This is a genomic window from Achromobacter pulmonis (assembly GCF_021733725.1).
Lineage (GTDB): Bacteria > Pseudomonadota > Gammaproteobacteria > Burkholderiales > Burkholderiaceae_B > Achromobacter > Achromobacter pulmonis.
In genome coordinates this window covers 2,243,862-2,267,400 of sequence record NZ_JAIFOT010000001.1, presented here as the reverse complement: position 1 = coordinate 2,267,400, position 23,539 = coordinate 2,243,862, and the positions used below count along the sequence as shown (strand labels likewise).

General features: G+C 66.9%; 23 protein-coding genes and 1 tRNA gene. 13 read left to right on the top strand and 11 right to left on the bottom strand.

The annotated features are described in order from the left end of the window. Positions 1-7: 7 nt before the first annotated feature. Both K2W61_RS10490 and K2W61_RS10485 read left to right on the top strand, forming a co-directional pair. Positions 8-901, top strand: coding sequence for a hypothetical protein (locus K2W61_RS10490; RefSeq protein WP_236755557.1), 894 nt, complete (start codon positions 8-10; stop codon positions 899-901). A gap of 9 nt (positions 902-910) precedes the next feature. Continuing rightward, positions 911-2,239, top strand: a complete 1,329-nt coding sequence (locus K2W61_RS10485; protein ID WP_236755556.1) for a hypothetical protein — start codon at positions 911-913, stop codon at positions 2,237-2,239. A 247-nt stretch (positions 2,240-2,486) separates the two neighbouring features. Here the strand turns inward: K2W61_RS10485 and K2W61_RS10480 are convergent. Both K2W61_RS10480 and ispB read right to left on the bottom strand, forming a co-directional pair. Then, positions 2,487-2,563: transfer RNA gene (locus K2W61_RS10480), tRNA-Pro, on the bottom strand. Positions 2,564-2,747: 184 nt separating this feature from the next. Beyond that, the gene (gene ispB, locus K2W61_RS10475; protein WP_175132804.1) at positions 2,748-3,713 is read right to left on the bottom strand and encodes an octaprenyl diphosphate synthase; all 966 of its coding nucleotides are present in this window, start codon (positions 3,711-3,713) and stop codon (positions 2,748-2,750) included. 481 nt (positions 3,714-4,194) lie between these two features. Here ispB and rplU point away from each other — a divergent pair, with 481 nt between their 5' ends. The 4 genes from rplU (at position 4,195) to proB (ending at position 7,402) form a co-directional block, all read left to right on the top strand. Further along, positions 4,195-4,506: a 50S ribosomal protein L21 gene (gene rplU, locus K2W61_RS10470; RefSeq protein ID WP_175132805.1), complete on the top strand. Its 312-nt coding sequence runs from the start codon at positions 4,195-4,197 to the stop codon at positions 4,504-4,506. 35 nt (positions 4,507-4,541) lie between these two features. After that, positions 4,542-4,802, top strand: coding sequence for a 50S ribosomal protein L27 (gene rpmA, locus K2W61_RS10465; RefSeq protein WP_006216229.1), 261 nt, complete (start codon positions 4,542-4,544; stop codon positions 4,800-4,802). A 268-nt stretch (positions 4,803-5,070) separates the two neighbouring features. Next, a complete protein-coding gene (gene obgE / locus K2W61_RS10460; RefSeq protein WP_175132806.1) occupies positions 5,071-6,207 on the top strand; it encodes a GTPase ObgE in 1,137 nt (378 codons plus the stop codon). A 58-nt stretch (positions 6,208-6,265) separates the two neighbouring features. Further along, on the top strand, positions 6,266-7,402 hold the full coding sequence (gene proB / locus K2W61_RS10455) for a glutamate 5-kinase (RefSeq protein WP_236755555.1): 1,137 nt from the start codon (positions 6,266-6,268) through the stop codon (positions 7,400-7,402). A 12-nt stretch (positions 7,403-7,414) separates the two neighbouring features. On the opposite strand, the gene K2W61_RS10450 is transcribed toward proB, so the two are convergent. Next, the gene (locus K2W61_RS10450) at positions 7,415-8,056 is read right to left on the bottom strand and encodes a winged helix-turn-helix domain-containing protein (protein WP_236755554.1); all 642 of its coding nucleotides are present in this window, start codon (positions 8,054-8,056) and stop codon (positions 7,415-7,417) included. A 139-nt stretch (positions 8,057-8,195) separates the two neighbouring features. On the opposite strand from K2W61_RS10450, the gene K2W61_RS10445 reads away from it, so the two are divergent. Further along, a complete protein-coding gene (locus K2W61_RS10445) occupies positions 8,196-8,645 on the top strand; it encodes a helix-turn-helix domain-containing protein (RefSeq protein WP_175132809.1) in 450 nt (149 codons plus the stop codon). Positions 8,646-8,714: 69 nt separating this feature from the next. Here the strand turns inward: K2W61_RS10445 and K2W61_RS10440 are convergent, their stop codons facing one another. Then, positions 8,715-9,281, bottom strand: coding sequence for a SecDF P1 head subdomain-containing protein (locus K2W61_RS10440; protein ID WP_175132810.1), 567 nt, complete (start codon positions 9,279-9,281; stop codon positions 8,715-8,717). 380 nt (positions 9,282-9,661) lie between these two features. Between K2W61_RS10440 and thiC the strand changes: the two genes are divergently transcribed. Beyond that, on the top strand, positions 9,662-11,575 hold the full coding sequence (gene thiC, locus K2W61_RS10435) for a phosphomethylpyrimidine synthase ThiC (RefSeq protein ID WP_175141280.1): 1,914 nt from the start codon (positions 9,662-9,664) through the stop codon (positions 11,573-11,575). A gap of 171 nt (positions 11,576-11,746) precedes the next feature. Here thiC and K2W61_RS10430 read toward each other — a convergent pair whose 3' ends face one another. The 7 genes from K2W61_RS10430 to gpmA all read right to left on the bottom strand — a co-directional run bounded on the left by K2W61_RS10430 (position 11,747) and on the right by gpmA (position 19,892). Continuing rightward, positions 11,747-13,159: an FAD-binding oxidoreductase gene (locus K2W61_RS10430; RefSeq protein ID WP_236755553.1), complete on the bottom strand. Its 1,413-nt coding sequence runs from the start codon at positions 13,157-13,159 to the stop codon at positions 11,747-11,749. Next, a complete protein-coding gene (locus tag K2W61_RS10425; protein WP_175141282.1) occupies positions 13,156-13,875 on the bottom strand; it encodes a FadR/GntR family transcriptional regulator in 720 nt (239 codons plus the stop codon). Before K2W61_RS10425 ends, K2W61_RS10430 begins: the two co-directional genes overlap by 4 nt. A gap of 122 nt (positions 13,876-13,997) precedes the next feature. Next, positions 13,998-15,188, bottom strand: coding sequence for a GGDEF domain-containing protein (locus tag K2W61_RS10420; RefSeq protein WP_175132814.1), 1,191 nt, complete (start codon positions 15,186-15,188; stop codon positions 13,998-14,000). 127 nt (positions 15,189-15,315) lie between these two features. After that, positions 15,316-16,071 (bottom strand): HesA/MoeB/ThiF family protein, encoded by a 756-nt coding sequence (locus K2W61_RS10415; RefSeq protein ID WP_175132815.1) that lies wholly within the window; start codon positions 16,069-16,071, stop codon positions 15,316-15,318. Beyond that, positions 16,068-17,513, bottom strand: a complete 1,446-nt coding sequence (locus K2W61_RS10410; protein ID WP_175132816.1) for a S41 family peptidase — start codon at positions 17,511-17,513, stop codon at positions 16,068-16,070. Before K2W61_RS10410 ends, K2W61_RS10415 begins: the two co-directional genes overlap by 4 nt. 42 nt (positions 17,514-17,555) lie before the next feature. After that, the gene (locus tag K2W61_RS10405; RefSeq protein WP_175132817.1) at positions 17,556-19,136 is read right to left on the bottom strand and encodes a murein hydrolase activator EnvC family protein; all 1,581 of its coding nucleotides are present in this window, start codon (positions 19,134-19,136) and stop codon (positions 17,556-17,558) included. A gap of 3 nt (positions 19,137-19,139) precedes the next feature. Then, positions 19,140-19,892, bottom strand: coding sequence for a 2,3-diphosphoglycerate-dependent phosphoglycerate mutase (gene gpmA, locus K2W61_RS10400; RefSeq protein ID WP_175141283.1), 753 nt, complete (start codon positions 19,890-19,892; stop codon positions 19,140-19,142). Between the two features lie 161 nt (positions 19,893-20,053). Here gpmA and K2W61_RS10395 point away from each other — a divergent pair, with 161 nt between their 5' ends. From K2W61_RS10395 to K2W61_RS10375, 5 genes are all read left to right on the top strand, one after another. After that, positions 20,054-20,476, top strand: a complete 423-nt coding sequence (locus K2W61_RS10395; RefSeq protein WP_175132819.1) for a rhodanese-like domain-containing protein — start codon at positions 20,054-20,056, stop codon at positions 20,474-20,476. A gap of 49 nt (positions 20,477-20,525) precedes the next feature. Next, a complete protein-coding gene (gene grxC / locus K2W61_RS10390) occupies positions 20,526-20,783 on the top strand; it encodes a glutaredoxin 3 (RefSeq protein WP_175132820.1) in 258 nt (85 codons plus the stop codon). Between the two features lie 61 nt (positions 20,784-20,844). Next, positions 20,845-21,378: a protein-export chaperone SecB gene (gene secB / locus K2W61_RS10385; protein WP_175132821.1), complete on the top strand. Its 534-nt coding sequence runs from the start codon at positions 20,845-20,847 to the stop codon at positions 21,376-21,378. An 18-nt stretch (positions 21,379-21,396) separates the two neighbouring features. Then, on the top strand, positions 21,397-22,446 hold the full coding sequence (locus K2W61_RS10380; protein ID WP_175132822.1) for an NAD(P)H-dependent glycerol-3-phosphate dehydrogenase: 1,050 nt from the start codon (positions 21,397-21,399) through the stop codon (positions 22,444-22,446). Between the two features lie 76 nt (positions 22,447-22,522). Next, positions 22,523-23,518 carry a Bug family tripartite tricarboxylate transporter substrate binding protein gene (locus K2W61_RS10375; RefSeq protein WP_175132823.1) on the top strand — a complete coding sequence of 332 codons (996 nt, stop codon included), beginning with the start codon at positions 22,523-22,525 and terminating at the stop codon, positions 23,516-23,518. Positions 23,519-23,539 lie beyond the last annotated feature (21 nt).

Below are 23,539 nucleotides of genomic sequence, written 5' to 3'. Positions count from 1 at the left end.
AACACGCATGGACAATTCTTCGGGAAAAATCAACTACTGGCCGGGCTTCGTGGATGCCTTCTCCAACCTGGTGCTGGCGCTGGTGTTCGTGATCGTTATCCTGGCCATGTCGCTGGGTATGTTCAGCGGCCTGATGGCCAAGATGGCGATTCAACGCGCCCTGGTCGAGCAACGCCTCAAGGAGTCGCAGGCGGCGCCGGCCGCCGCGGCCGGAACGCCCGACCCAGCGGACGCGGTCGATCAGGACGACGCGGACGAGGCCGGCCAGGCCGGCGCGGACCCGACGCAGGACCTTGCCGTCACGCAGGACAGCGCCCCCGTGCCGCGCCACGACACGGCCACCGCCATGGCGCCGCCCGCGGAACCGGACGACGCCTGGACACCGGCGCCAGATGCGACGCATGCGGCCGCCGCGCCGGCCGCGCCCAAGGCGCCGGACCTGGCGGTCCAGGCCGAACTGCGCAAGGAAAACGACGCCTTGCGGCAGGAACTGGCGGCCCTGCGCCGCAAGCAGGCCACCCCGTCGCCGTCGCCCGCGGCGGAGGCCGGCTCGAAAATCGACAGCGCCACCGTGCCGCCGGACGCGCCCCGGCCGCAGGACCCGTTCGGGCCGATGATGCCCGGCGGCGATCCGAAGCTGCAGCGGCACATCGACGCCGACCTGCAGCGCGTGCTCAAGGAGCTCGACGCCCTGCACGACAGCGCCGCCATGATCCACGTGGCGATCCATGTTCCCAACTACGCGCTGACCGAGAACAAGCGCACCGCATTGTTCTACCTGATCTCAATCAAGGACTATCTGATGAAGAAAAACGTGTCTCCCGAACGCATCCAGATGCACATGGACCCGGCGCCCGCCGGGCAGAACGACATGACGGTCTCCATGTCCGTCGAGCGCTGAGGAACTGCCATGACGTTATTTCGATCCGTGCGCTGGAACGTTCTGAAAGTCGTTTCTCCCCTGATCGCGGCGGCCGCCGCGGTGGTCCTCTGGCCGGGCTTCTTCAAGCTGGCGCTCGGCTCCGGCCATGCGATCTCCTTCGTGATCCTGGTTGGCCTGGGCGTCGGCTCCGCGCTCATCATCTGGCAAAGCCTGCGCGTCAACTCGCGCTGGGAGGCGCTGGCCGCCTTCATTGCCGAAGCCAACGTCGAGGGGCGCGATTGGCGCTCGCTGGGCTACGTGCGAACCACCCTGGGCCAGGTGATGCTGCGCCAGGAGTCGCTGGGCCTGAGCCAGGAGGCCATCGAGCGCGATGTGGAAAACCTGCGTATCCGGGTCTACCAGCAGCAGATCCTGCCGGAATTCCTGGTCGGTCTGATGGTGGCCCTGGGGCTGGTCGGCACCTTCGTCGGCCTGATCTACACACTGGGCGACGTCGGCACGATGCTGTCGCAACTGAACTCCGGCTCCGTCGATGGGGCCGAGGTCGAGCAGGTGTTCGGCCGGCTGGTGGCCCAGTTGCAGAGCCCGCTCACCGCCATGGGCACCGCCTTCGCGGCCTCGCTGTTCGGCTTGGTGGGATCGATCCTGCTGGGCCTGATGATGGTCTTGCTGCGCAACCAGGTCGAGGACTACATGCGCGTCGTGCGCAAGTTCATGCTGCAGCGCCTGGATGTGCGCAATAACCGGCTCAGCCTGACGGCCTCGGAAAGCGTGAACGAAGACATGCTGGCGCGCCAGGTGCACCACCTGGGCGAACTGGTCGAGCGGCTGGGCGAACGCCAGGCCGATTCGATCCGCGCGCACGACGCGCTGCGGCAGCAGCTTGCCCAGGCGAGCGAACAGGAAGCGCGCAACCGCGCCCAGCTTGACGCGCGCTTCGAGCAGATCGGCGACTGGCAGGACGCCACCATCGCGCAGGTCCAGGACGCCAAGGAACGCGCGGCGTCGATGCAGAACACGCTGATGGCCTTGTTCGAGCGCGGCGACGCCGCCATCCAGGCCATGCAGGTGCTGACGGATTCCTCGGCCACCAGCGTGACCACGCTGCAGCAAACGTCCGGCCTGCTGGCCAACCTGTGCGAGACGCAGGGTACGCAGCGCGAGGCGCTCGACCGCTGCGTGCAGGGGCTGGCCCAGGCGCCGGCGATCCTGGAGACATTGCAGGCGTGGAACCAGGCCGTGGATGCGCACCAGGACGCGCGCCTGCAGGCCCTGGAAACCCAGCTGAAGATGATCCGGCTGCTGCTCGAACGCAACCCCGGCATCGCCGCCCGCGAAGTCGCCGCGACGGCCTGACGCACTATCGCCCGAAGGCGCGGACATGCTTGTCATGTCCGCGCTTTTTTTTGCGCGAAGCCGCGCATGCAAAGAATCCAGACCCAAAGCAATCCAGGCTCAAAGCGTACAGACTCCAACGCGTGCAGACCTCAAAGCGTACGGGCCTCAAGGCGTACAGACGCAAAAAAGCCGGCAGCGCTTGCGCGATACCGGCTTTCAGCCAAAGGTGTCGGGAAACACCTTCAAGAATTCGACCACAGATAAGTGGTCGGGGCGAGAGGATTCGAACCTCCGACTCCTGCGTCCCGAACGCAGTACTCTACCAGGCTGAGCTACGCCCCGAGTCTGGACATGGGGGGTTTATGGCTTGCGCGACCCCACGCCCTACAACTGCTGACTTCGTTGCGCTCAGTGCAACCAAATCATCTTTCCGCTTCGGCCTGAAGGGTTTGACCTTGAAGGTCTGACCTACCTGCCTGGTGAACTTCAACACTGCTGCGATACCGTTTTCAAGCACCGTTTTCAGCTAGCGATCTCTATTCACCGCGAAAGCGCAGAATTCTAACAGAGAATTTAGAAAAGGGGAAATGGGATAAGCAGAAAGCGCTTCGCGCGCCCGGTCCGCCTCGGCCACGGCGGCCAGCCGGGCGTGTTCCAGTGCGTCCGTCGCCTGGATGGCGGCGGCCACGGCGGCGAAGTCGGCGTCGCCCGTCTTGATGGCGTCGCGGATCAATTGCTGCTGCTGCGGCGTGCCCACTTCCATCACGCGGATCAGCGGCAGCGTGGGCTTGCCCTCGCGCAGGTCGTCGCCCACGTTCTTGCCCAGCGCGGCGGCATCGCCGCTGTAGTCGAGCACGTCGTCCACCAACTGGAAGGCCGTGCCCACATGGCGGCCATAGGCAGCCGCCGCGGCTTCCTGCTCGGGCGTGGCGCCGGCCAGCACCGCCCCCACCTGGGCGGCGGCCTCGAACAGCTTGGCGGTCTTGTAGCGCACCACCTGCAGGTAGCGTTCCTGCGAGACATCCGGATCGTGCACGTTCAGCAGCTGCAGCACCTCGCCTTCGGCGATCACGGTGGTGGCCTCGGACAGGATGCTCATGATGCGCATCGAGTCGGCCTCGACCATCATCTCGAACGAACGCGAATACAGGTAGTCGCCCACCAGCACGCTGGCGGCGTTGCCGAACACCGCGTTGGCGGTCTCGCGGCCGCGGCGCAGGTCGGACTCGTCGACCACGTCGTCATGCAGCAGCGTCGCGGTGTGGATGAACTCCACCACGGCGGCCAGCAGTTGGTGATGCGTCCCTTGATAGCCAAGCGCGCGCGCCACCATCAGCACCATCGCCGGGCGCATGCGCTTGCCGCCCGCGCCAATGATGTAGTCGCCGATCGTACGGATCAGCACCACATCGGAATTCAGCCGCTCGCGGATAACCGCATCGACGGCCTTCATATCGTCAACTATGGGAGCAATGAGCGCGGGGAGATTCAAGACGTATCCGGAGTGTGAAACGAGCCATTCGTGACGGCTCTTACCGCTGGGCCGCCGGCAGGGCGGAGGGATTCGACCAGCGATTATACGGGCTGTCAGGAACGAAAGCCGGGCGCGGTGGCGCCCGGGACCCGGACACGCCGCCCGGCGGTCCGGCGCGCCCCCCAGGCGACAGCTAAGCCCTTAAACCGCAAGCGCTTTTTGACTTTTCCCCAACCCCGGGCTAATATTCCGGATTCGGTCAGTGATGGCCGAATTACGTCGGTGAATTACGCACTACGCGCCTTGCGCAACCGATGTGGCGGCAACCGCTATGGGCACCCGGGTTCCGGGGCAATTCCCGTAGGGCGCCAGCCCACATGCGACGCGGCCCCGAACATCCAGGGCCGTTGTCCGGCAGGTTTCCAACGCCAGGCAAGTACCGCCAGCCCCGCAGGGCTGGCAAGCGAATGAACCCATTTACCCATTTAAGGAATACCCCATGTACGCGGTCGTAAAAACCGGTGGCAAGCAGTACCGTGTTGCCATTGGCGAAAAACTCAAGGTAGAACAGATACCGGCTGACATTGGGCAAGAAATCACCCTGGATCAAGTGCTGTCCGTGGGCGAAGGCGACCAACTGAAAGTTGGTACGCCCCTCGTCGCCGGCGCCGTGATCAAGGCAACGGTTCTTGCGCAAGGCCGCCACGACAAGGTCAAGATCTTCAAGATGCGCCGTCGCAAGCACTATCAGAAGCATCAGGGCCACCGTCAGAACTACACCGAAATCCGCATCGAAGCCATCACGGCTTGAGACGCGACTCGGCACCACATTAGCAGGAGCTAAAAATGGCACAGAAAAAGGGCGGCGGCTCTACGCGAAACGGACGCGACTCAGAATCGAAGCGTCTGGGCGTCAAGGCTTTCGGCGGTGAACTGATTCCCGCTGGTTCGATCATCGTGCGTCAGCGCGGCACCCGTTTCCACGCTGGCGTGAACGTCGGCATGGGCAAGGACCACACCCTGTTCGCGCTGATCGACGGCAAGGTTCAATTCGGCTTCAAGGGCGCGTTGAACAAGCAAACCGTTTCGATCGTCGCCGCCGAGTAATTCTCGACGCAGCACGGTCCGGCCAGCGGCGCGGTCGCCTCAGCGATCCGCCGCCGGCCAGAACGGCAAAGCCCTGTCGCATGCGGCAGGGCTTTTTTCCTTCCCGGCCACTGCCAATGCGCAGTGTCCTTCGCCACCCGGTGGCGAGCCCGCCGGCCGCGAGGCCCGGACGGTTTTCAGGCAGAATGAGCGGAATGTTCCGCCCTGCCCTCCCGGCAATGCCCCGTCACGGCGGCACGGCCCTCTAATACAGACACGCGCAGACATCATGAAATTCGTAGACGAAGCCACCATCGAAGTCGTCGCCGGCAAAGGCGGCAATGGCGTGGCGAGCTTTCGCCGCGAAAAATTCATCCCCAAGGGCGGCCCGGACGGCGGCGACGGCGGCCGCGGCGGCAGCATCTACGCGGTGGCCGACCGCAACATCAACACGCTGATCGACTTCCGCTATGCGCGCCTGCACCGCGCCAAGAACGGCGAAAACGGCCGCGGCTCGGACCAGTACGGCGCCGCCGCCCCGGACATCACGCTGCGCGTGCCCGTCGGCACCGTCATCCATGACGCCGACACCGGCGAAGTCCTGTTCGACCTGAACCGCCACGACCAGAAAGTCGTGCTGGCGGCCGGCGGCCAGGGCGGCATGGGCAACATGCACTTCAAGTCCAGCGTCAACCGCGCCCCGCGCCAATGGACGCCCGGCAAGGAAGGCGAACACCGCTATCTGCGCATGGAACTGAAGGTGCTGGCCGACGTCGGCCTGCTGGGCCTGCCCAACGCCGGCAAGTCCACGCTGATCACCCGCATCTCCAACGCCAAGCCGAAGATCGCCGACTACCCGTTCACCACGCTGCACCCCAACCTGGGCGTGGTGCGCACCTCGCCGTCGCGCAGCTTCGTCGTGGCCGACATCCCCGGCCTGATCGAAGGCGCCTCCGAAGGCGCCGGCCTGGGCCACCTGTTCCTGCGCCATCTGGCGCGCACCCGCGTGCTGCTGCACCTGGTGGATGTATCCACGCCCGATCCGGATGCCGATCCCGTGGAACAGGCCGTGATCGACGCCCGCGCCATCGTCGAGGAACTGCGCCGCTACGACCCCGAGCTGGCCGACAAGCCGCGCTGGCTGGTGCTGAACAAGCTCGACATGGTGCCCGACCCCGAAGACACCAAGCGCCGTTTCCTCGATCTGTACGACTGGAAGGGTCCGGTATTCGGCATCTCCGGCCTGTCCGGCGAAGGCACCCAGGACCTGATCTATGCGCTGCAGGACTACCTCGACGCCGAACGCGAAAAGGAACAGCTGGCGCAGGATCAGGCCGACGGCACCTACGTCGCCGAAGACCCGCGCTTTGACGACACCCGCGGCGATGCCGACAAGAAGCCGGCCGCGCCGCGCGGCGACGAATAAGCCATAATCGCAGTCTCGTTCGATTACGCCTTTTCTCGCGCCGCAGCCCGCCGCCATCATGTCTGCCGAATCACCCGCCGTTTCCGTTGTCGCCAACGCCCAGCGCCTCGTCGCCAAAGTCGGCTCGTCGCTGGTCACCAATGAAGGCCGCGGCCTGGATCGCGCCGCCGTGGCGCACTGGGCTGCCCAGATCGCCGCGCTGCACAAGCAGGGCAAGCAGGTGGTGCTGGTATCGAGCGGCGCCATCGCCGAAGGCATGGCCCGCCTGGGCTGGCGCAAGCGCCCGTCGGTCATGCACGAACTGCAGGCCGCCGCCGCGGTGGGCCAGATGGGCCTGTGCCAGGCCTACGAGGCGGCATTCGCCGAATACGGCCTGCGCACCGCGCAGATCCTGCTGACCCACGAAGACCTGGCCGACCGCCACCGCTACCTGAACGCGCGCAGCACGCTGTTCGCGCTGCTGCGCCTGGGCGTAGTGCCCATCGTGAACGAAAACGACACCGTGGTCACCGACGAGATCCGGCTGGGCGACAACGACACGCTGGGTGCGCTGGTCACCAACCTGATCGAAGCCGACACGCTCATCATCCTGACCGACCAGCGCGGCCTGTACGATGCCGACCCGCGCAAGAATCCCGGCGCCAGGTTCATGGCGCACGCCCAGGCCGGCGACCCGGCGCTGGAAGCGATGGCCGGCGGCGCCGGCAGCGGCATCGGCACCGGCGGCATGCTGACCAAGGTGCTGGCTGCCAAGCGCGCCGCGCGCAGCGGCGCGCACACCATCATCGCGTCAGGCCGCGAACGCGACGTACTGACGCGCCTGGCGCAGGGCGAATGCATCGGCAGCGAGTTGCAGGCCACCCTGCCGGTGTGGTCGGCGCGCAAGCAATGGCTGGCCGACCACCTGCGCCTGCGCGGCCGCGTCGTGCTGGACGACGGCGCCGTGCAGGCGCTGCTGCGCGAAGGCAAGAGCCTGCTGCCGATCGGCGTGATCGAGGTGGAAGGCGAATTCGGCCGCGGCGACGTGGTTGCCTGCGTCGACGGCCAGGGCCGCGAATGCGCACGCGGCCTGATCAATTATTCATCGGCGGATACCCGCCGCATCCTGCGCCAGCCGTCTTCGCAAATCGCGCGCATCCTGGGCAGCATGACCGACCCCGAGCTGATGCACCGCGACAACCTGGTCGTGCTCTGACGCAGACCGGCTTCAGTCCGCCCCGGCCGCGTCCAGGCCGGCGCCATCCTGCGGCATCAACATATAGCCCCACCCGCGCACCGCCAGCACCGGCAGGTCGATGTTGAGCCTGCGCGCCTTGGAGCGCAGGCGCGAGACCAGCACGTCGACGCGCCGCGCGCTGTCCATCGGGTCGCGCATGGCATCGGGGAAGAAGCCTTCGCGCGGCAGGCATTGATGCGGCGCGTTCAACAGGCTGACGAAAAAGGCGCGCTCGGTGTTGGTGAGAGGCATGCGCTCGCCCGAAGGCCCGGCCAGCATGCGCGCGCGGCCATCCACGCGCCAGCGCGGCAGGTTGTCGGTGGTGGGATGCTGGCAGCGGATCAGGTTGCGCAGCACGGCATCCCATTCGGGAATGCTGGCCAGCGGCGGCACGCACACATGGGCGCCGGCATCGAGCGCCGCGATGCGCGCCTGCGGCGAGTCGTCGAGCGATTGCCAGACCACCGAGCACCCCGGTGCGGTGCGGCGCAGCGCGGCGATCAGGTCGGGCAGCCCGTCATCCGAGCCGCGCAGCACGACGACATCGGCGGGCTCGTTGCGCAGCCGCGCCAGCACGCCATCCGGCGACCGGCACAAGCCGACTTCCCACTGGAATTGGCGTAAGGTGTGCACGAATTTATTGCACGCCATTCCACCAAGTTGCACAACCAGGACGTAACCTCTTTCCTGCATGGGATAGCCTTTCTGAAGTTATCACTTAAGTAATATTTATATCCACCAAAGTGCCTAAGGCGCAAGCTTCAATCGACGCGTGAAAACTTTTTCAGACCGACTGAAGCACGCCCGTCTTCTGCGTGGCTACACGCAGAAAACGCTCGCGCGCATGGCCCGCCTATCGCAAAGCGCGATCGGCAGCTATGAGAGCGGACTGCGCCATTCGAGCCGTTCACTGCGCAAGCTGGCGCAGGTGCTGAAGGTGGAACTCGAATGGCTGGAGACCGGCAAGGGCCCCATGGAATTGCCCATGGAAAGCTACGACCTGAGCGATACGCTGCCGGCCACGGGCGTGGCCGAGCCGCCGCCCCGCACGATGACGCGGCGTTCGCGCCCACTGGCGCCATGGCCCTTTCCCAATATCTCGCCCGCGCAGTTCGACACGCTCACCGCCGACGACCGGGTGACGCTGGAAGCCCTGGCCCTGACCTTTATTGAATCGGCGCTGGCGCGCCGCGGCATCAAGCCGCGGGGCCGCAAATCCTGATACCGCCGCGCCCGCGATAGAGATAAAAAAAGCCCGGCATGCCGGGCTTTTTGCTGTTGCCTGCGCCGCTCAGGGCTTGGCCGGCGCCGGGGCCGGCGTGGCGCCGGCGGCCGGGGCGCTGTCACCGCGGATCTTGGCGGCGATGTCCGAGGCGGCCTTCGCCGAGGGCACTCCGAAGGCCAGCACGCCGCGATTGAGCGGCTCGCCGATGCGCGGCGCGGCGATCAGTTCACGATCGATGACCAGCGCCAGCATGTTGCCGACGTTCTTGCTGCTGATTTCGTTCAGCTTGCGCGCGCCGGCTTCGGAAAAGCGCAGGCCGACGAAGTTGGCGCCCTGGCGATCTACCAGCGCGGCGGCCTCGGTCAGGTCGGCGCGCGTCAGCACCGGCTGCTGCTGCATGTAGATCTTGCCGTCGGGCAGGCTGACTTCCACCAGGCCGGGGCCAGCCTGGGTCTGGGCCACGTAGAACTCGACCACCGACGCGGTGGCCGGCTGTTGGCTGGACGGCTGCTGCTGACCGCTGGCGTCGGGCGTGGCAGCGGCGCCGGACTTGGTCGGGGCGGTCTTGCAACCCGCGAGCGCAAGGGTCATGACAACCAGGGCGGGCGCCAATTTGCGTAGGGTCAGTTGCATACACGTTTCCTTCTTGAGTGGACTGGGGCCGGCGGGCTGACCGCAGGCTGACGTGAAAAAGTGTACAGAACCTGTATGGCAGTGTCTCCCCAGACTGATTCCAAATGTAAACCGGTACTACCATTGCCGGCCGGCATGGCGGCGCACACGGAATTGCGCTGCCGCGCCGCAGCATCGATCGCCATTCGCGTGGCGGCCAGGCAGGCTCTATACTTCGCTTTCGCGCAGGGGTACTCGTCGCGCCGAACCGGCCCGACGTGTTGAGAGAGTCCCTTCGTACCAGTACGGATAATGCCGATGCTGGGAGCCGTATTCCCGCCATGCCCGCATGGCGGGAGTCCATTCCCGATCGGCTCCAAACCATTCGCTTGGAGCTTTCCATGAACGCCAATCCCAAATTCCTGGCCGCCACCGCCGAAGTCGACGCGGCCGCGGTCGCCCCGTTGCCCAAATCCCGCCGGGTCTACGAGGTCGGTTCCCGTCCCGACATCCGCGTGCCGTTCCGCGAGATCGAGCAGGACGACACGCCCACCATGTTCGGTGGCGAAAAGAACCCGCCGCTGACCGTCTACGATTGCAGCGGCCCGTACACCGACCCCGATGCCAAGATCGACATCCGCCGCGGCCTGCCGGAAGTGCGCCGCGCCTGGATCGACGAACGCGGCGATACCGAGGTGCTGTCGGGCCCGACCAGCGAGTACGGCAAGCAGCGCCTGACCGATCCCAAGCTGACGGCCATGCGCTTCGACCTGCAACGCCCGCCGCGCCGCGCCGTGGCCGGCGCCAACGTCTCGCAGATGCACTATGCGCGCCGCGGCATCATCACGCCCGAAATGGAATACGTGGCGATCCGCGAAAGCCTGCGCCGCGAGCATTATCTGCAGACGCTGCGCGACAGCGGCCCGGACGGCGAGAAGATGGTCAAGCGCCTGCTGCGCCAGCATCCGGGCCAGTCGTTCGGCGCCGCCATTCCCGCCGCCATCACGCCGGAATTCGTGCGCGACGAGATCGCGCGCGGCCGCGCCATCATCCCCGCCAACATCAACCACCCGGAAGTCGAGCCGATGGCGATCGGCCGCAATTTCCTGGTCAAGATCAACGCCAACATCGGCAACTCGGCCGTCAGTTCGGGCATTGGCGAGGAAGTCGAGAAGATGACCTGGGCGATCCGCTGGGGCGGCGACACGGTCATGGACCTGTCGACCGGCAAGCACATCCACGAAACCCGTGAATGGATCATCCGCAATTCGCCGGTGCCGATCGGCACGGTGCCGATCTACCAGGCGCTGGAAAAGGTCGACGGCAAGGCCGAGGACCTGACCTGGGAGATCTTCCGCGACACGCTGATCGAGCAGGCCGAACAGGGCGTGGACTACTTCACGATCCACGCCGGCGTGCGCCTGCCGTTCATTCCGATGACGGCGGACCGCATGACGGGCATCGTCTCGCGCGGCGGCTCGATCATGGCCAAGTGGTGTCTGGCGCATCACAAGGAAAGCTTCCTGTACGAGCGCTTCGAGGAAATCTGCGAAATCATGAAGGCCTACGACGTCAGCTTCTCGCTGGGCGACGGCCTGCGTCCGGGTTCGGGCTATGACGCCAACGACGAGGCCCAGTTCGCCGAGCTCAAGACGCTGGGCGAGCTGACGCAGGTGGCCTGGAAGCACGATGTGCAGGTGATGATCGAAGGCCCGGGCCACGTGCCGATGCAGATGATCAAGGAGAACATGGAGCTGCAGCTGGAACACTGCCACGAGGCGCCGTTCTACACGCTGGGGCCCCTGACGACCGACATCGCGCCGGGCTACGACCACATCACCTCGGGTATCGGCGCGGCGCTGATCGGCTGGTACGGCACGGCGATGCTCTGTTATGTGACGCCCAAGGAGCACCTGGGGCTGCCGAACAAGAAAGACGTGAAGGACGGCATCATCACGTACAAGATCGCGGCGCATGCGGCGGACCTGGCCAAGGGCCACCCGGGCGCGGCGATCCGCGACAACGCGCTGTCGAAGGCACGTTTCGAGTTCCGCTGGGACGACCAGTTCAACCTGGGCCTGGATCCGGATACGGCCAAGGAATTCCACGACGAGACCCTGCCGAAGGACTCGATGAAAGTGGCGCACTTCTGCTCGATGTGCGGGCCGCATTTCTGCAGCATGAAGATCACCCAGGACGTGCGCGATTATGCGGCGTCGCAGGGCGTGAGCGAAAAGGAAGCGCTGCAGAAAGGCATGCAGGAGAAGTCGATCGAGTTCGTGAAGAAGGGCGCCGAGGTCTATCACCGGCAGTAATCTTCCGAACCGATTGCCCGGACGCCGGGCCGCCGCGCATGGCGGCGCTCCGGCGAATCGGTGGTAACAGACAAGGCCTGGAGCGACCGCTCCAGGCCTTTTTCCTTATCTGCTTTTTTTTTGCAGAGTTAGTCCGATCTTGTATCGCGGGCTTGGGGGGCGGGACGCGGCCTACAGCAGCTTGCCTGGATTCATGATCCCCTTGGGGTCCACCACCCGCTTGATCTCCCGCATCAATCGCAGTTCGAGCGGGTCCTTGCTGTGCAGGAAATGGTCGCGCTTGAGCTGCCCGATGCCATGTTCGGCGCTGATGCTGCCGCCGTAGCGGTTGACCTCGTCCAGCACCGCGTCCGTGATCGCGGCGCCGTGCTCGGCCACCCAGCCGCGCTCGGCGCTGGCGGGACGCGACAGGTTGTAGTGCAGGTTGCCGTCGCCGAAGTGGCCGAAGATGAAGGGGCGGATGTCCGGATACAGCGCGCGCACGCGCGCTTCGGCCGAGACCATGAAGTCGGGAATGCGCTCGATCGGCAGCGACACGTCATGCTTGAGATGTGGGCCGTCGGCGCGCTGGGCCTCGGAAATCTCCTCGCGCAGTTTCCACAGCGCCTGCAACTGCGCCAGCGATGCGGACACGACGGCGTCCAGGCACAGGCCGCGCTCCAGCGCAGTGCCGATCACGTTTTCCAGCAGCGCGTTCAAGGCGGCTTCGTCGGCGGTGTCAGCCAGCTCGACCAGCACGTAGGCGGGATAGCGCTGCCCGAACGGCTCCTGCACGCCGGTGGCATGGGCCAGGACCAGGTCGAGGCAATCGCCGGAGAAGTACTCGAAGGCCTGCAGGCGCGCGCCGCATTGTTCGAACAGAATCTCGAACAGTTGCAGGGCCTGGGTCGGCGATTCGACGGCGGCCAGCACCACCGAGCGCACGTCGGTGCGCGGAAACAGGCGCAGCGCCACGGCGGTGATGACGCCGAGGGTGCCTTCCGAACCGATCAGCAATTGCTTGAGATCGTAGCCGGTGTTGTCCTTGCGCAGCGTGCGCAGGCCGTTGAAGACTTCGCCGCTGGGCAGCACCGCTTCCAGACCCAGCACCAGTTCGCGCGCCATGCCGTAGCGCACCACATTGACGCCCCCGGCGTTGGTGGCGACGTTGCCACCGATCTGGCTGGAGTCTTCCGCCGCCAGGCTCAGCGGCAGCAGGCGGCCGGCGTCCTGGGCGGCGCGGCGCAGATTGCCGAGGATGCAGCCGGCTTCCGCGACCAGGGTGTTGGCAACCGTGTCGATGGCGCGCACCGCGTTCATGCGGTCCAGGCTGAGCACGACGTTGGCGGCGGCGGCGTCAGGCGTTGCGCCCCCGCACAGGCCGGTATTGCCGCCACGCGGCACCACCGGCACGCCGGCGTCGTTGCACAGCGCCAGGCAGGCGGCCACGTCGGCGGTGGTGCGCGGGCGGACCACCGCCTGCGCGTGGCCGTTGTACAGGCCGCGCCAATCGGACAGCCAGGGGGCGATGTCCTCGTGGCCGGTGAAAACGGTATCCGGACCCAGGGCCTGGACCAGGCGCTGGGCGATGTCGGTTGTGCTCATGATGTCTGCCTGGAAGCGGGAAAAAGGGAATCGAGGCGCAGGCGATTGGCCGCCTGCCGCAGATGGCGTTCGGCCATGCGCCGCGCGCGGGTCGCATCGCGGTCGCGGATCGCGTCGAACACGGCAACGTGCTCGTGGTGTACGGCGTCCGTCATGCCGGCCAACTGGCGGCTGTGGGCGCGCGCGGTGGTGACGGCCAGGCGCAATTGCAGGTTCAGGTATTGCAGCAGGTCCTGGTAGAACGGATTGTGGGTCGCGGCCGCCACCGCCAGGTGAAAGGCGATGTCGTGCTCGACGCCCTGCTCCGGATGATGCTGGTGGCGCTCCAGGTCGGCCAGCGCACGCGCCATGGCGTCCAGGTCGGCGGCGCTGCGGCGCTCGGCCGCCAGCGCGGCCGCGCCGCCCTCCAGCTCCATGCGCAGTTCGTAGACGTTGGCCAGCTGCTCGCGGCTGACGGCGATATCGGCGGGCACCTGAAAGCCCTGCGCGCCGGTGCGCGCCAGCACCACGCTGCCCGACCCCTGGCGGCTCTGGATCAGCCCCTGGGCGCGCAGGCGCTCGGTCACTTCGCGGATGACCGCGGCACTGACGCCATACTGGTCAGCCAGAATGCGGCCGGACGGCAACTTGGCGCCCACGGGGTAGACGCCATGGGCGATGTCGCCCGCGATCTGGCGGGCGACCTGTTCGGTCAGGGTCAGGCTCTTGGTCAGCATAGCGGCCAAGTATAGCCGAAACCTTTCAGGTTATCTGATAACTTTGAGCAAGGAACCCCGCGCAGGCGCTGTCGCCCCCCCGCCGCTCAGGCCGCCGCTCAGGCCGCCGCTCAGGCCGCCGCTCAGGCCGCCGCTTCGGCGTCGCCGGTCGTGCGCGCGCCCTCGCCGTCCGGCATGCCGGCAACGGAGCAGCAGCGCCCGCCACGCGCCTTGGCGCGGTACAACGCGGCATCGGCTGAATCCAGGATGGCCTGGGCCTTGCGGTTGGCGCCGGAAATGATGGCGATGCCGATCGACAGCCCGACGCTGACGCGCGAGCCATCGGTCAGCACGATCGGCTGGCCGACATCGCGCAACAGATGGTTGCCCAGGCGCAGCGCGGCCGTGGCGTCGATGCCGGTGGCCAGCACGATGAACTCATCGCCGCCGATACGGGCGGCGACATCATCGACCCGCAACATGCCGCGCATGCGCTGCGCGATCGTCTTCAGGACATGATCGCCGGCCGCGTGGCCGTGGGTGTCATTGATGATCTTGAAGTCATCCATGTCGATGTAGAACAGCGCGGCAGCGCTGTCATGCGCGCGGGCGCCCGTGCAAATGCGATCGAGCGCCGCTTCCAGCCCGGCGCGGTTGGCCAGGCCGGTCAGCACGTCCAGGCTGGCGCGGCGCTCGTTCTCGCGTTCGGCCAGCATGGTGGACACCAGGATGCGCCGCAGCCGTTGCGACGCGATGCTCATGCTGACCAGGTAGAACGGAATCTGGATGAACACGATGGCGGTGACGTATTCCCCGGAGAACAGCGCGCCCAGGCCCATCGGCCCCAGGCTCAGGAAGATCATGGCGGCCACCAGCCGCGGCGCGCCGTAGTTACGAAAGCAGATGCCGCCCGCCATGGCGCCGCAGGACACGCCCGCCAGCGTGGCGGCCAGCCAGTCCTGGTTGAGGAAGGTGACGAGCACGCCGTAGCCGACGCTGCAGGCCCACAGCAGGGCCAGCACGATGTAGATGTCGGTATGGGTCTTGGCGCCGCGCGCGGCGTTGCGCAAGGCCGACCGCAGAACCATGACGCGCACGACGGCCAGCAGGATCTCAAGGAGCAGCCAGGATATGTAGAGCGGCTCGGGACGGCGCCAGGCCACGACGCCCGCGATCATCAGGGTATTGATGACGCCGCCGGCAAAAATCGGCAGGGTGCCGAACAGACTGGCGATCAATGCGGCGCGGATATCCGCCGGCGTATCCTGCCCGGAATCCGTCAACCAGCGGGTCAGCCGCCATGTCGGCAGGCTGAATCTCAGTCCTCTATCCACTCCGCCCCATCCAAAGCTGCCCGCCATGGCGCGGCCGACTGGCTGGCGTTATAGCAGGTATTTCAGGCCTTTAATATTGTCCGCGAGGGCAATAACCGGCGATTTTTCAAGGACGGGATAGCGTGACTCAGCGGTCACGCGCGCCGCATACGGCGCATTCGGGGTCGCGCTGCACGTTAACGCTGCGCCATTGCATGGTGCGCACGTCCAGCCACAAGAGCCGGCCCGACAGGCTTTCGCCCACACCGGACAACAGCTTGAGAGCCTCGGCGGCCTGCATGCTGCCAATGATGCCGACCACCGGCGCGAACACGCCCATGGTGGCGCAATTGGCCTCTTCAACGTCGTCCGCCTCGGGAAACAGGCAGTGATAGCACGGCGCGTCCGGGTCGCGCAGGTCGTAGACGCTGACCTGGCCGTCAAAGCGGATGGCCGCGCCCGACACCAGCGGCTTGCGGTGCTGCACGCAGGCGCGGTTGATGGCGTGACGCGTGGCGAAGTTGTCGGTGCAGTCCAGCACCAGGTCGGCTTGCGCCACGGCGTCGGACAGGGCCTGGCCCTGCAACCGTTCGACGCGGGCATGCACGCGGGTCTGGGGATTGAAGGCGGCCAGCATGTCGCGGCCGGACTCGGCCTTGGGCCGGCCGACGCTGGCGGTGGTGTGCAGGATCTGGCGTTGCAGGTTGCTCAGCTCGACGACGTCGTCATCGGCCAGCGTGATGTCGCCGACGCCGGCGGTAGCCAGGTAGAGCGCGGCGGGCGAACCCAGTCCACCCGCCCCCACGACAAGCACACGCGCCGCCAGCAGCCTTTCCTGCCCTTCGATGCCCAACTCGTCGAGCAGGATATGGCGGGCGTAGCGCAGCAGTTGCTCGTCGTTCATTTGCTCTTGCTGGGCTCGACTCCGGTCGGCGTGATCTTCAGGCGCTGGGTCGGACCGGTGCCGGGCTTGGCGTCGGCCTTGGCCTGCGCGCGGGCCGAGCCCTTCTGCACCGGTTTGCCGGCCAACAGGTTCAACGCCTGCTGCAGTTGGAAGTCGTCCTTGCCGCCGAACTCGAAGATCTTGGTCGGGATGTCGACGTTGTCCTGGTTGGTGTTGGACTTGATCTCGTTGGTCGTGCCCGGATTCGACAGGTGGCGTTGCAGGTCGGCTTCGCGCGGCAGGCGGAACAGGTCGCCGTCGGCGGTGTCGGCCACGACATAGTCGGGCTCGATGCCGGTGGCCTGGATCGAACGGCCGCTGGGCGTGAAATAGCGCGACGTGGTGAGCTTGACCGCGGTGGTTTCCGACAGCGGCAGGATCACCTGCACCGAGCCCTTGCCGAAGGTACGGTTGCCCAGCACCTTGGCGCGCTTGTGGTCCTGCAGCGCGCCGGCCACGATCTCGGAGGCCGAGGCCGAGCCGACGTTGACCAGCACCACCATCGGCACGGTCTTGGTCCAGGCCGGCAGGCCCGCCAGGTAGTTGCTTTCGCCACGGGCGTATTCGGACGGAGTGGCCAGGTACTTGTGACGGGCGTCGGGCGTGCGGCCGTCGGTCGACACCACCAGGGTGTCGGCCGGCAGGAACGCGCCGGACACGCCGATGGCGCTGGTCAGCAGGCCGCCCGGGTCATTGCGCAGGTCGAGCACCAGGCCCTTGGGCGTTTCCTTGGCGCCCAGGTCCTTGAGCTGCTTGGCCAGATCGACCCCGGTCTTTTCCTGGAACTGGGCGATGCGCACGTAGGCCACGCCGTTATCCAGCATCTTGCTGCGCACGCTGCGCACCTTGATGATGTCACGCACGATCTTGAGCACGATCGGCTGGGGCCGGTCGGCGCGCATGATGGTCAGCGTGATGGGAGACTTGGGCGCGCCGCGCATGAGCTTGACGGCGTCGTTCAACGACATGCCCTTGGTGGGCGTGTCGTCGATCTTGATGATGAGATCGCCCGCCATGACGCCGGCGCGCGCGGCCGGCGTGTCTTCGATCGGCGAGATGACCTTGACGAAGCCGTCCTCGGCGCCGACCTCGATCCCCAGCCCGCCGAATTCACCCTGCGTGGCCGTCTGCATTTCGCGGAAAGCGTCGGCATCCAGGTAGGCGGAGTGCGGGTCCAGATTCGACACCATGCCGGATATGGCGTTGTCGATCAGCGTCTTGTCATCGACCGACTCGACGTAGTTGTTCTTGATGGCCGCGAAGACGTTGCTCAACTGCCTGAGTTCATCCAGCGGCAAGGGGCTGCCGCGCTGGGCGACAGCGGTGACGCCCACGCTGAGCAGGACACCTGCCACCGCACCGATGGCAATCAGACCGAAACCGCGAAACTTGCGAGTGCTCATGCACACTTCCCGAATGGTTTTCGCCCTTGAGGGTTTTTGGCTTTACTGGGCCAGCCACTGGGCTGGGTCCACAGGAGCGCCGCGATGGCGAATTTCAAAGTATAGGCCGGATTCCACTTGGCCGCCGGTTGCGCCTACGGTGGCAATAGTATCTCCCGCCGCGACGGAATCGCCCACCCGTTTGAGCAGACTTTGGTTGTAAGCATAGACGGTCAGGTATTGCTGGCCATGATCCACAATGATGAGATTGCCAAAACCCCTCAGCCAATCGGCATAGACCACTGTGCCGGGGGCCACCACTTTCACGGGCGTGCCTTCGGGGGCGCGCAGCACCACGCCCCGCCAGACACCGCCATCCGGGCGGTCCACGCCGAAACGGCCCTGCACCGGCCCGCGCACCGGCGCGGCCAAACCATGGCGCAAGCCATTGCCACCGCCGACCGGCACCGGACGCTGGGCCGATGCCGTACGGGTTGGAGTGGTTCCCTGGTCGTCGGGTTCCGCCTTTTTTGGGGCGTCCGCGGGTTTTACCGGGGGCGGCGTCTCGGCCGGCCCGGTCAGACGGGGATGGCGGCTGTCGGCCGGGCGCAGGCCAGCGGCGTCGGGATCGGCCACCACCACCGGTCCGCGGCCCTGGCGCGAAGCGGCTTCAACCTGTTCGCGCGCCGCGGCGGCCTCGCGCGCCTCGCGGTCGCGGCGGGCCGAATCGGCCACGGCCTTATCGGCGGCCTTGCGCTCGGCCTCGGCCTGGCGGCGGGCCGCTTCGGCGCGGCGGTCGGCCTCGGCCTGCTTGCGCGCCGCTTCGGCGCGCCGGGCTTCCTCGGCGCGGCGCGCTTCCTCGGCGCGGCGGCGCGCTTCTTCGGCCTTGCGGGCTTCTTCGACCTGTTTGGCGATGGCCGCGTCCAGGTCGGTGATCAGGCGCGACAGGCGCTGGTCGTCGCGCCCCAGCTTGCTGGCTTCGGCGCGCTGGGCGGCGATCTGCCCTTCCAGGCGCGCCAGCAGCGTCGCGCGTTCCTTCTGCTGGGCCACCAGCGCGGCCTTCTGTTCGGAGGTCTCGGCCACCAGCTTTTCAAGCTCGGCGCGGCGGGCATCGGCACGCCCCTGCAGCGCCGCCAGGCGATCGATATCGGCCCGCAGCGCCTCGACGGCGCGGGCGCGGGCCTGGGAGACATAATCCAGGTAGCCGAGGTTGCGGCCCAGCACCTGGGGATCGTCGCCGGACAGCAGCGCGGTCCAGGGCGACAGCCCGCTGGTGTACTGGGTACGCAGCTGGTCGGCCAATTCGATCCGGCGCTTGGCCAGCACCGCCTGCTGCGCCGTGATCTGCTTTTCCAGGCCCGCCAGGTCGGCGCTTGCCTGGCGGTTGGCCTCGGCCAGTTCCTTCAGGCGCAGGTTGATCCGGGAAATCGCCGATTCCGACTGCTTCAGGGCGTCGGCGGCCTCCTTGCGGGCCGCTTCGCGCGTATCGATGTCTTTTTGCAGATTCTCGATACGGTCGCGCAGCTGGGCCTGCTGCCTTTCGGCCTCGGACTGGCGGTCGGCGAGATTGTTGGGCGCGGCGCCCGCCGGCAGCGCTCCGCCAGCCAGCACCACCGCCACCAACCATCCCGCCATGCGCGCCATGTATCAGTCCTTCTTTGCCTTGCCTTGGGCCGCGACCGCGGCCATGGCCGCCTCAATCTCGGCGGCATCGCCCAGATAATAGTGGCGGATGGGACACAGGTCATCATCCAGTTCATACACCAGCGGCTGGCCGGTGGGGATGTTCAGGTTGACGATGTCGTCGTCCGAGACGTTGTCCAGGTGCTTGATCAGGGCGCGCAGGCTGTTGCCGTGGGCGGCGATGAGCACCTTGCGGCCGGCGCGGATGGCCGGGGCGATCGACTCGTTCCAGAACGGCAGCACGCGCGCCACGGTGTCCTTCAGGCACTCGGTGGCCGGCAACTGGTCGGCCGGGATCTTGGCATAGCGGCTATCGAAACGCGGGTGGCGCTCGTCGTCCAGCGACAGGGGCTCGGGCGCGATGGCGTAGGCGCGGCGCCAGATCAGGACCTGCTCGTCGCCGTACTTGGCGGCGGTCTCGGCCTTGTTCAGGCCCTGCAGGGCGCCGTAGTGGCGCTCGTTCAGGCGCCAGTTCACGCCCACCGGGGTGTACATGGCGTCCATGGCGTCCAGCGCGATCCACAGGGTGCGGATGGCGCGCTTGAGCACCGACGTGTAGGCCAGGTCGAAGGTATAGCCTTCTTTCTTGAGCAGTTCGCCCGCCTTGCGGGCCTGTTCACGGCCGGTTTCGGTCAGGTCGACGTCAGTCCAGCCGGTGAAACGGTTTTCCAGATTCCACTGGCTTTCGCCGTGGCGCATCAGAACGAGTTTGTGCATGGTTTGGCAGGCGTGTAACGCGGGTTAAAGTTGCGGAATGCGCTCATTTTATAATTGAGCGATTTTGCCCTTGATTTTGCCCCGGCGCACCCGTCGATTTCCCGGCGTGGCGCTTGAGGCTTCGCCGTTACCAGGCTAGACGCCGCTCTTCAGGATGCCCCGTGGACCTTCTGCAATTCTTGCTCGATAAGAACAACATCTTCATTGTCGCCGTAACCATCGTTTCCGGGGTCATGCTGGCGATTCCGGCCCTGCGCAAGGGCCGCACCGGCTCGGCCGTCAGCACCGGCGAGGCCATCCAGATGGTCAACCAGCGCCAGGCCGTATGGATCGACGTGCGGCCCGCCGAGCAGTTCCAGGCCGGCCACATCGCCCAGGCGCGCAGCGTGCCCGCCGCCGACCTGGAACAAAAAGCCGCTTCGCTGCCCAAGAACAAGCCGCTGGTCGTGGTTTGCGACAATGGCCGCGAATCCGCCCGCGCCGCCGCCAAGCTGCGCGCGCAGGGGTTTGCCGACGCCGTGCCGCTCGAAGGCGGCATGCGCGCCTGGCTGGCCGCCAGCCTGCCGGTCACCCAGAAGGGTTGAAGCGGCGCGGCGCGCCCCCACCTACCCATAGAATCCGCCTGGAGCGCCTATGAACAAAGTTGTCATGTACAGCAAGGACTATTGTCCTTATTGCGCCCGCGCCAAGGCGCTGCTCGAGCAGCGTGGCGTGACCGACCTGGAAATCATCCAGATTGACCGCGAACCCGGCCAGCGCGACCGCATGATCGAGCGCACCGGCCGTCGCACGGTACCGCAGATCTTCATCGGCGAGACCCACGTCGGCGGTTGCGACGACCTGATGGCGCTGGACCGCTCCGGCGGCCTGACGCCCCTGCTCAACGGCTGAAATCCCGGCATGATGCCTGGCCGACCGCCCCTTTTTGCCCCTCCCACCAACGGAAACACTCATGGCTGATCAAGACCAAAACACCCAGCAAGAAGGCGGCAACGACGCGCCCTCGTTCAATCTGCAGCGCGTCTACCTGAAAGACCTTTCGCTGGAAATGCCGAACGCGCCCCACATCTTCCTGGAGCAAGAAGCGCCCCAGGTTGAAGTGAGCATCACCGTGGGCGGCCAGCGGCTGGCCGAAACCGTGTTCGAAACCACCGTCACCGTCACCGTCACCACCCGCGTCAACGACAAGGTCGTGTACCTGGTCGAAGGCACCCAGGCCGGCATCTTCGAAGCCGCCAACATCCCCGAAGAACAGCTCGACCCGCTGCTGGGCATCGTCTGCCCGACGATGCTGTACCCGTACCTGCGCGCCAACATCGCCGATGCCATCACCCGCACCTCGATGCCGCCGCTGCACCTGACCGAAGTCAACTTCCAGGCCCTGTACGAGCAACGCCTGGCCGAACTGCAACAACAGCAAGGCAACGCCAACGGCAATGGCGGCGATTCGGGCATCATCCTGCCCGCCAGCGCCACCCGCCAGTAAGGCAGACCGCGACGCCCCATGAACCAGCCCATTCCGCCCGGCCTGCGCATCGCCGTCCTGGGCGCGGGCAGCTGGGGCACCGCGTTGGCGGCGGCCGCGAGCCGCCGCCACCCCACCGTCCTCTGGGCGCGCGATCCGGCGCAGGCCGCCGACATGGCCGCCCGCCACGAAAACACGCGCTACCTGCCCGGCATCGCCTTGCCGCAGGCCCTGACCCTTTCCGCCGATCTGGACGCAACGCTGCGCAGCCTCAAGCAGGATGGCGCGAGCAGCCTGATCATCCTGGGCGTACCCGTGGCCGGCCTGGCCGCCACCTGTGCCGAACTCGCCCGCCGCCTGCCCGCCCTGGGCCTGCAGGACACCCCCATCGTCTGGACTTGCAAGGGCTTTGAAGCCGATACCGCGCGGCTGCCGCATGAAATCGTGCGCCAGGCCTTTCCCGGCGCCATCGGCGGCGTGCTGTCCGGCCCCTCTTTCGCCCGCGAAGTCGCGCAGGGCCTGCCGGTGGCGCTGACCGTCGCCAGCGACCATGCCGGCTTGCGCTCGGCCACCACCCAGGCCCTGCACGGCGCCGCGCTGCGCGTCTACGCCAGCGACGACCTGACGGGCGTCGAAGTCGGTGGCGCCCTCAAGAATGTCATCGCCGTGGCCTGCGGCATCGGCGATGGCCTGGCGCTGGGCACCAATGCCCGCGCCGCGCTCATCACTCGCGGCCTGGCCGAGATGACCCGTTTCGGCGTCGCGCTCGGGGCGCGGGCCGAGACCTTCGCCGGCCTGACCGGCCTGGGCGACCTGGTGCTGACCGCGACCGGCGAACTGTCGCGCAATCGCCGCGTCGGCCTGGAAATCGGCGCCGGCCGCAAGCTGGCCGACATCCTGGCCAGCGGCATCACCGCCGAAGGCGTGCGTTGCGCCCGCGCCGCGCGCGACCGCGCCCGCGCCCTCAACGTCGAGCTGCCCATCACCGAGGCCGTGTGCGCCGTGCTGTTCGAAGGCGTGGCGCCCATGACGGCCGTGTCCGCGCTGCTGGCGCGCAACGCCCGCGACGAACACGCCAGCGACGGCTGAAGCCCGGCGCGCCAGCGAATCCACTTCTTTCCCTCCCCATAACAACACCACGCCCGACATCCAGGAGACATCCTTCATGACGCATACCCGCAAGTTCCGGGTCGGCCGCCTGCTGCGCGGCCTGTGCCTGAGCCTGGCCGCCATCCTGCCCGCCGCCGCCCACGCCGACTGGCCCGACCGGCCCATTCACCTGGTGGTGCCGTTCCCGCCCGGCTCCTCGCCCGACATCCTGGCGCGCACCATCTCGGAACCGCTGTCGCAGGCGCTGGGCCAGCCCATCGTCGTCGACAACAAGCCGGGCGCCGGCGGCAATATCGGCACCCGCATCGTGGCCCAGGCCAAGCCCGATGGCTACACCCTGCTCTACACGATCAACGGCCCGCTGGTCACCGCCCCCACGCTCTACAAGAAGACGCTGGGCTACGACCCGCTGCAAGACCTGGCGCCGGTCACGCTGGTGGGCACCAGCCCCAACGTGCTGACCGTACCCGGCAACCTGAAGAACGTGAACTCGGTGCAGGACTTCGTCCGCATGGTGAAGGAACACGGCAGCTCGCTGAACTACGGCTCGGTCGGCCCGGGCAGCTCGGCCCACCTGGCCATGGAAATGTTCAAGGAACGCGCCGGCATCGACATGGCGCACATCCCCTATGCCGGCTTCCCGCAGGTCATCAGCGCCATCATTGGCGGCGACATCCAGGCCGGCTTCATGGTCCCGGCCATCGCCATGCCCCAGACGCGCGACGGCAAGGTCAAGGTGCTGGCCGTGACCAGCCTGCAACCGAGCGACACCCTGCCCGGCATCCCCACCATGGCCTCGCAGGGTTATCCGGGCTTCGAAGCCATCTCCTGGAACGCCATCCTGGCTCCCGCCGAGACACCGATGCCCATCATCGAGCGCCTGAACAGCGAGCTGACCCGCATCATCACCAGCGACGCGGTGCGCAAGCAGATGGCGCTGCAGTACTTCACCCCCGCGCCCTCCACCCCCGAAGCCCTGACCGTCCGCATCCAGGACGAAAAAGCACGCTGGGACCAGGTCATCCAGAAGCTCAACCTGTCACTCGACTGATGCCGCAAGCGGCGCGGGCGG

Coding starts and splice junctions, on each gene's coding strand:
- K2W61_RS10490 (WP_236755557.1), top strand. CDS start 8: ATGGACAATTCTTCGGGAAAAATCAACTACTGGCCGGGCTTCGTGGAT.
- K2W61_RS10485 (WP_236755556.1), top strand. CDS start 911: ATGACGTTATTTCGATCCGTGCGCTGGAACGTTCTGAAAGTCGTTTCT.
- rplU (WP_175132805.1), top strand. CDS start 4,195: ATGTACGCGGTCGTAAAAACCGGTGGCAAGCAGTACCGTGTTGCCATT.
- rpmA (WP_006216229.1), top strand. CDS start 4,542: ATGGCACAGAAAAAGGGCGGCGGCTCTACGCGAAACGGACGCGACTCA.
- obgE (WP_175132806.1), top strand. CDS start 5,071: ATGAAATTCGTAGACGAAGCCACCATCGAAGTCGTCGCCGGCAAAGGC.
- proB (WP_236755555.1), top strand. CDS start 6,266: ATGTCTGCCGAATCACCCGCCGTTTCCGTTGTCGCCAACGCCCAGCGC.
- K2W61_RS10440 (WP_175132810.1), bottom strand. CDS start 9,281: ATGCAACTGACCCTACGCAAATTGGCGCCCGCCCTGGTTGTCATGACC.
- thiC (WP_175141280.1), top strand. CDS start 9,662: ATGAACGCCAATCCCAAATTCCTGGCCGCCACCGCCGAAGTCGACGCG.
- K2W61_RS10430 (WP_236755553.1), bottom strand. CDS start 13,159: ATGAGCACAACCGACATCGCCCAGCGCCTGGTCCAGGCCCTGGGTCCG.
- K2W61_RS10425 (WP_175141282.1), bottom strand. CDS start 13,875: ATGCTGACCAAGAGCCTGACCCTGACCGAACAGGTCGCCCGCCAGATC.
- K2W61_RS10415 (WP_175132815.1), bottom strand. CDS start 16,071: ATGAACGACGAGCAACTGCTGCGCTACGCCCGCCATATCCTGCTCGAC.
- K2W61_RS10410 (WP_175132816.1), bottom strand. CDS start 17,513: ATGAGCACTCGCAAGTTTCGCGGTTTCGGTCTGATTGCCATCGGTGCG.
- K2W61_RS10405 (WP_175132817.1), bottom strand. CDS start 19,136: ATGGCGCGCATGGCGGGATGGTTGGTGGCGGTGGTGCTGGCTGGCGGA.
- gpmA (WP_175141283.1), bottom strand. CDS start 19,892: ATGCACAAACTCGTTCTGATGCGCCACGGCGAAAGCCAGTGGAATCTG.
- grxC (WP_175132820.1), top strand. CDS start 20,526: ATGAACAAAGTTGTCATGTACAGCAAGGACTATTGTCCTTATTGCGCC.
- secB (WP_175132821.1), top strand. CDS start 20,845: ATGGCTGATCAAGACCAAAACACCCAGCAAGAAGGCGGCAACGACGCG.
- K2W61_RS10380 (WP_175132822.1), top strand. CDS start 21,397: ATGAACCAGCCCATTCCGCCCGGCCTGCGCATCGCCGTCCTGGGCGCG.
- K2W61_RS10375 (WP_175132823.1), top strand. CDS start 22,523: ATGACGCATACCCGCAAGTTCCGGGTCGGCCGCCTGCTGCGCGGCCTG.